This is a genomic window from Achromobacter sp. 1011811831 (assembly GCF_059760905.1).
Map to the genome: position 1 here is coordinate 1 of NZ_JCBANG010000001.1, position 6,070 is coordinate 6,070.

The 6,070-nt window shown below is 66.7% G+C and carries 5 protein-coding genes; all 5 read left to right on the forward strand.

What is annotated here, in order from left to right:
* Window positions 1-275: 275 nt before the first annotated feature.
* The 5 genes from AC6LJ9_RS00005 to AC6LJ9_RS00025 all read left to right on the forward strand — a co-directional run bounded on the left by AC6LJ9_RS00005 (window position 276) and on the right by AC6LJ9_RS00025 (window position 5,967).
* Window positions 276-1,190, forward strand: coding sequence for a LysR family transcriptional regulator (locus AC6LJ9_RS00005; RefSeq protein ID WP_498146012.1), 915 nt, complete (start codon window positions 276-278; stop codon window positions 1,188-1,190).
* A 601-nt stretch (window positions 1,191-1,791) separates the two neighbouring features.
* Window positions 1,792-2,469 (forward strand): LuxR C-terminal-related transcriptional regulator, encoded by a 678-nt coding sequence (locus AC6LJ9_RS00010; RefSeq protein ID WP_498146013.1) that lies wholly within the window; start codon window positions 1,792-1,794, stop codon window positions 2,467-2,469.
* A gap of 240 nt (window positions 2,470-2,709) precedes the next feature.
* The gene (locus AC6LJ9_RS00015) at window positions 2,710-3,501 is read left to right on the forward strand and encodes a SapC family protein (protein WP_498146014.1); all 792 of its coding nucleotides are present in this window, start codon (window positions 2,710-2,712) and stop codon (window positions 3,499-3,501) included.
* A 14-nt stretch (window positions 3,502-3,515) separates the two neighbouring features.
* A complete protein-coding gene (locus tag AC6LJ9_RS00020) occupies window positions 3,516-4,370 on the forward strand; it encodes a hypothetical protein (RefSeq protein ID WP_498146015.1) in 855 nt (284 codons plus the stop codon).
* Window positions 4,363-5,967 (forward strand): TolC family outer membrane protein, encoded by a 1,605-nt coding sequence (locus AC6LJ9_RS00025; protein WP_498146016.1) that lies wholly within the window; start codon window positions 4,363-4,365, stop codon window positions 5,965-5,967. Before AC6LJ9_RS00020 ends, AC6LJ9_RS00025 begins: the two co-directional genes overlap by 8 nt.
* Window positions 5,968-6,070: the final 103 nt, after the last annotated feature.

Consider the following 6,070-nt stretch of genomic DNA (forward strand, 5'->3'; position numbering starts at 1 on the left):
GCGCCGGCCGGCGCGTCGCCGCCTGGACAGGCGGCGGCCTCGGGGCTGGCGGGGATGGCGGCGCTCATGGGCGCCTCCGGCCGCTGGGCGCGGCGATGGATGGCGTGGACATGCTTGTCTCCAGGTTGTCGCCGGCCATGGCGCGGCCGGGCGGCGCCGGCGCGTCGTGGTCGCTGGCTTGTTATCCGGGAATGATCCGGCAGTCTGGCAAATTAATAAATAGAATCTGGAAAATTAAACAGATCACCAGAATGAATATTGGTGGAGACAAGCGCATGGACTTGAAAGACCTGGACCTGAACCTGCTGGTCGTCTTCAACGAGCTGCAGAAGCATGGCCGGGTGGCGGCCGTGGCGCAAAGCCTGGGCATCTCGCAGCCCGGCGTCAGCAACGCGCTGGGCCGGCTGCGCAAGCTGCTGGGCGACGAGCTGTTCCTGCGCACCGCGCGCGGCATGGTGCCCACGCCTTACGCGCAATCGCTGGCCCGGCCCATCGCCGACGCGCTGGGTGCGCTGCACAGCACGCTGAACGCGCGCGCGTCCTTCGACCCGCGCGGCAGCGAGCGCGGCTTCGTGATCGGCGTCAACGACGTGGGCGAATCCTATTTCCTGCCTAGGCTGATGCGCACGCTGGAAGGCATGGCGCCGGGCGTCACCATCCGCACGGTGCGCACCACCTCGATGGACGTGAAGGACGAGATGGAGCGCGGCCGGGTGGACCTGGCGATGGGCTTCCTGCCGGCCTTGAAGGCTGGCTTCTTCCAGCGCCGGCTGTTTCGCCAGCCCTATGTCTGCATCTTTCGCCAGGATCATCCGCTGGCGCGCTCGGGCGTGTCGATCCGCCAGTTCCGCGCCGCCGAGCAGGTGGCCATCGTGTCCGAGGGCACCGGCCATGGCGTGGTGGACGAGGTCATCGAGCGCGCCGGCATCCGGCGGCGGCTGCGGCTGACGGTGCCGCATTTCATGGCGGTGGGGCCGGTGCTGCAGGCCACCGACATGATCGCCGTCGTGCCCCGGCGCTTCGCCGACTGCGCCTGCAAGCCCTTCGGGCTGGCCACCGCGCCCTGTCCCGTGAAGATCCCGGAGTCGGTCATCAATGTGTTCTGGCACGCGCGCAATCACCGGGATCCGGCCAATCAGTGGTTGCGGCAGGTGGTGGTGGACGAGTTCGCCGACCAGGGCGGCGCTTGATTCCGGGGGCGGCGGAGCGGGCCTGGCGGCACGCGGCGGTGGATATGCCGGCCCATCTCGACAATATTATTAATTATCTCGACATTAATAAGGGCAATCGCGAAGCTTATTAACAAGGTTGCGACGAATGCGCTGGAAGGGAGTATTCGGTCCCTCGTCTGGAATACCGTCTTTCCAGGCGAAAGTCGGCGTTGGAAGGGATTTTCGGATCCGGGCTACGAGGGATTGTCCTACGACCAAAGTCTGATGCCGCCCGCTGGGAATGCTGCTATCGTGCGACCGCCACCCCTCGTGGCTGTACGAAAGACTGATGCGCGGCCGGATTATGGAAAACAAGTCGTGAAATTAATTTCATCACAGATTTCAATATATATCGAATTTGTGCCCATATAAATTGAATTGATTTCAGGCTTGGGGTTTTCCATGGAACGCAGGGTAAACACCGGCTGGGATTCCAGTAATCCTGAAAATACCCGGTGCTATGCTCCGCTCCCGGAATTCGCAGTATTGGTATTCAGCCTTCCGCACGAATCTGATCCGCCGTCGGCTGCCATGGCGCATGCACGGCGCCGTATGGCCTTGTCGCTTCCGTCTTGATTCCATGTCCGCCCAATCGTCCGTCTTCGACTTCGTGCTGCGCCAGCCCGTACTGTTGGTCGGGGCGGAGCCACAGGCACGGACCCGGCTCGAGGGCATCCTGATGCAATTCGGCTACGAGCCGGCATCGCTGTGTTCCGCCGGGTCGCTGGCCGAGGCCAGGACCAGCTTCTCCCGCCAGCCCGTGTCCGTGGCGCTGGTGGACCTGGACCTGCCCGACGGCAGCGGCGTGGATCTCATCGCCGAAATGTATGCGGCCAACCCTGACATGACGATCGTGGTGGTGTCGGCCTGGCGCCTCGAGGATGACGTCCTGGCCGCGCTGCGCGCGGGCGCGTCGGGCTATGTGTTCAAGGAGCGCGACGACATCGAGGTCGGCGCCGCCATCCGCAGCGCGCTGAGCGGCGGCGCGCCGCTGGATCCCTTCGTGACGCGCCGCCTGATCCAGGAATTCCGCGGTCCGCCAGTGGAGCAGCCCGATGCGGCGGACCCCCTGAGCCCGCGCGAGAGCCAGATCCTGAGCCTGGTGGCCGCGGGCCTGGGCAACCGCGAAATCGCCGAACAACTGCATCTGTCGCGCTACACCGTCGAGCGCCACATCAAGCACATCTATCGCAAGTTGCTGGTGTCGTCCCGCACGAAAGCCGTGCATGCCGCGCGGGCGCGTGGCTGGCTGAGCTGAACCCGGTCCGAGTCGGGGGTTCGGACTGGTCCGACGCGAAATACCCAATTTCAGGCATAGACGGCTGGCGACACGATTCGGTCTAATTGTTTCTAAATCTCAGGGCGACCGGCGCGCGCTGGAAATGCCCGCCAATGCGCCAAAACCCGCGAATATCCAGGGTTTCCCGAGAGTTGCGCGACAGCCGCTGCGCGCATGTCAACGAAAAGACGAGTAACAGTTTTACAGGGGGTTTACCAAATGTCCGCAACCGCTTTTTACGAACGCGCCGTGGCGCTGGACCGTGCCGCGCACCAAGACACGAAGATCCAGATCCAGCCGGATCACTATGCCTTCGCCCGCGACACCAACGCGCTGCCCATCGCCGCCAGCGAGTTCGCCGACGCCGGCCGCCACTATCCCATCGTCTTCGTGGGCGACGAGCACAACAACTTTCATGTCGCCGTGCTGCTGGGCCTGGAAGACCGCTCCAATCTCTTCGTGACGGCGGATGGCATGTGGCAGGCGGACACCTATGTGCCGGCCTTCGCGCGCCGCTATCCCTTCGTGCTGGGCACCACGTCCGAGGCAGAGCGCCTGGCGGTGTGCATCGACGAGTCCTATCCCGGCATCAACGGCGTCGAGGGCGTGGCGCTGTTCGAGGACGGCAAGGAAACCGGCTACCTGACGCAGATGATGGAATTCCTGCGCGTCTTCCAGGGCGAGATGGAGCTGACCAAGCAGATGGCGCAGCGCCTGAACGAGCTGGGCCTGCTGACGGCCAAGACCATCACCATCTCGCAGGCCGACGGCGAACGCTACCTGAGCGGCTTCTGGGTCGTGGACGACCAGAAGTTCACGGGCCTGGATGACGTGCGCGTGGTCGAGCTGCAGCGCGCCGGCATCCTGCGCCTGATCGAACTGCACCGCGCCTCGCTCGGCAACGTGCCGCGCCTGGCGGCGATGCTGGACGACCAGCGGCGCCAGCGCGCCCAGCAGCAGGAGGAAGTCTCGTCCTCCACCGACGCCGCGCCGCGGCAAGCGGCGGCCTGAGCCTGGCGGCTGGCATGACGACCGCGACGCTGACACCGGCGCCCGGCGCCGGCGACGAACAGGTGCACATCCCCCTGCATACCTTGCGGGGGGAGCGCCGCCTCTGGGCGGACCGCCTGTTGTCGCTGTTCAAGGACAAGCAGATCGACGGCGTCGAATGGTCGATGAAGTTCTCGGCCGCCGGCCTGGTCGGCAACCGCTTCCTGCTCGGCGTGCGTCGCGAGCACTGGCGCCAGCTCGATTTCTCGACGCTGTCGCGCCAGCTGGCCATCCCGCAGTCCCTGTGGCTGCGGGTGATGCAGGACATGGAGCAGGCGCGCGCCATGTTCTTCGCCTACGAGCCTGACATCGGCGACGGCGGCACCTATCGCATCTACCTGGAATTCATGCCCGCGCCCGAGGCGCTGCGCCAGCACGGCGTGCTGCCGCTGGGCTGCGGCTACAAGTGGCATCCGGAAGATGAGAGCGTGGCGGCCGTGACCGCCTATCGCATGCGGCACCTCGACACCCGTGCCGCCTTCGACGGGCACCTGCAAGCCTATCTGGAGCGGCTGGCCCTGCCGGTGCTCCGAGGAACGGCCCGGGACATCATCGCCCGCGCCGCCGAGGCCGCCGATCCGGCGGGCTTCATGTTCCTGGAAGTGGACGAGGCCGACACCCGGCGCGACTCCTTCACCGTGACTTTCCGTGGCGCGCATCTGCCGCTGCGCGATTTCATTCCCGATCTGTTGCGCCTGGCCGGCAGCCTCGCCTTGCCCGAGAGCGAGGTGCTGGCCCTGCTGGTGCCCGACGAGCCGCGCAGCCTCTACAGCCTGGCGGCCGGCACGGCGCGGGACGGACATGAGTTCCTCACTGTTTACTATGACTGATCTCCATCGATACGCCACGCGCCGCCGGCGCTGGATGACGCCGGCCGCCCTGGCCGCCATGCTGGGGCTGACGGCCTGCGCCGCGCGCGCGCCGCAACAGACCGAAGCCACGCCCGCGCAGATACAGACCGACGCGGGCCTGCTGCGCACCGAGCCGGTGGGGCCGCAGGAGCGCGACCACGCGCTGCCCGCGCCCAGCGCCCGCATGGACCAGGTCGCGCCCTTGCCGGCGCCGCGCTTCGACGACAAGACGCAACTGCCGGCGCCCGCCGCGTACCGGGCCGACGAGATGCCGGCCTACAACGCCGCCGAGTTGCCCGCGCAGGCGGATCCCATGACGCTGGACCAGGTTTACATGGTGGCGCTGCAGAACGATCCGCAGCTGCGCGGCGCCTACCAGGAACTGCAGGCGGTGGGCTATGGCGTGATGGCGGCCCGCGCCGGGCTGCTGCCCAGCGTGACGGGCGAGGCCAACCGCTCGCGCGTCAAGCAGAATGTGATCAACAGCCAGAACGCCGTCTACCAGACCGGCCAGGCCAACTGGAACGAGAACGGCTGGGCGCTGACCCTGACCCAGCCCATCCTCGACCTGGGCGCCTTCCACAAGTGGCGCCAGTCGCAGGAAGCCGAGCGCAAGGAAGTGGCCAGCTACGCCTATGCCCAGCAGGACCTGATGCTGCGCACGGCCACCGCCTACCTGAGCATCCTGGCCGCCCAGGACCAGATCGAGCTGACCGAGGCCGAGCGCAACACCACCCAGAAGCAGATGGAGCTGGTGCGGGCGCGCTACCGCAGCGGCCAGGAAACCGAGGTGGGCGTGAGCGAGGTGCAGGCCCGCCTGGACCTGCAGGAAGCCAACACGCTGCTGGCCCGCCACGACTACCTGGACAAGCAGCAGGGCCTGCAGGAAATCATCGGCTACGGCAACGTCAGGCTGCACCGCGTGCGCAAGGACCTGCCCATGGCGGTGCCGCAGCCCAACGACGTGCAGGTCTGGCTGCGCACGGCGCTGGAACAGAACTGGTCGATCCGCGCGGCCTCGGCCGCCGTGGCCGTGGCCGAGAAGGAAGTGTCGGTGCAGCGCGCCGGCTACTACCCGAGCATGGCCCTGCGCGCCTCGACCGGCCGCAACGAGACCGGCGGCAGCCTGTTCGGCGGCGGCAGCACCGTGGGCGACACCCGCGTCACGCTGAACCTGAGCGTGCCCATCTTCCAGAGCGGCTACACCTACGGCATGAGCCATGCGGCCGCCAGCCGGCTGGGCGCGGCCTCGTCCGAACTCAGCCTGGCGCGCCGCAAGGTGCAGCGCCAGGTGTTCTCCTCGTTCCAGAACATCGTCATCGGCATGGACCGCATCAAGGCGCTGGACAGCTCGGTGCAGTCGTTCGAGCTGGCGCTCAGGCAGAAGGAAGAAGGCTTCAGGGCCGGCCTGAACGATGTCGTCAGCGTGCTGGACGCGACGCGCAATCTCTACAACGCCAAGCGGCAGCAGGCCGAGGCGGGATACAACTTCGTGCTGGACGGGCTGAAGCTCAAGCAGGCGGCGGGAACCTTGAACGCGGCGGACATCGCGGCGATCAGCCAGCAGATCCTGTAGTCCTGCCTGGCGGCATGAACAACAGACAGGGCCATCCCGGCGGGATGGCCATTTCCGATCTAGGCCGGAACGGATCCGGCGACATTGAACATCGGGTAGCGAT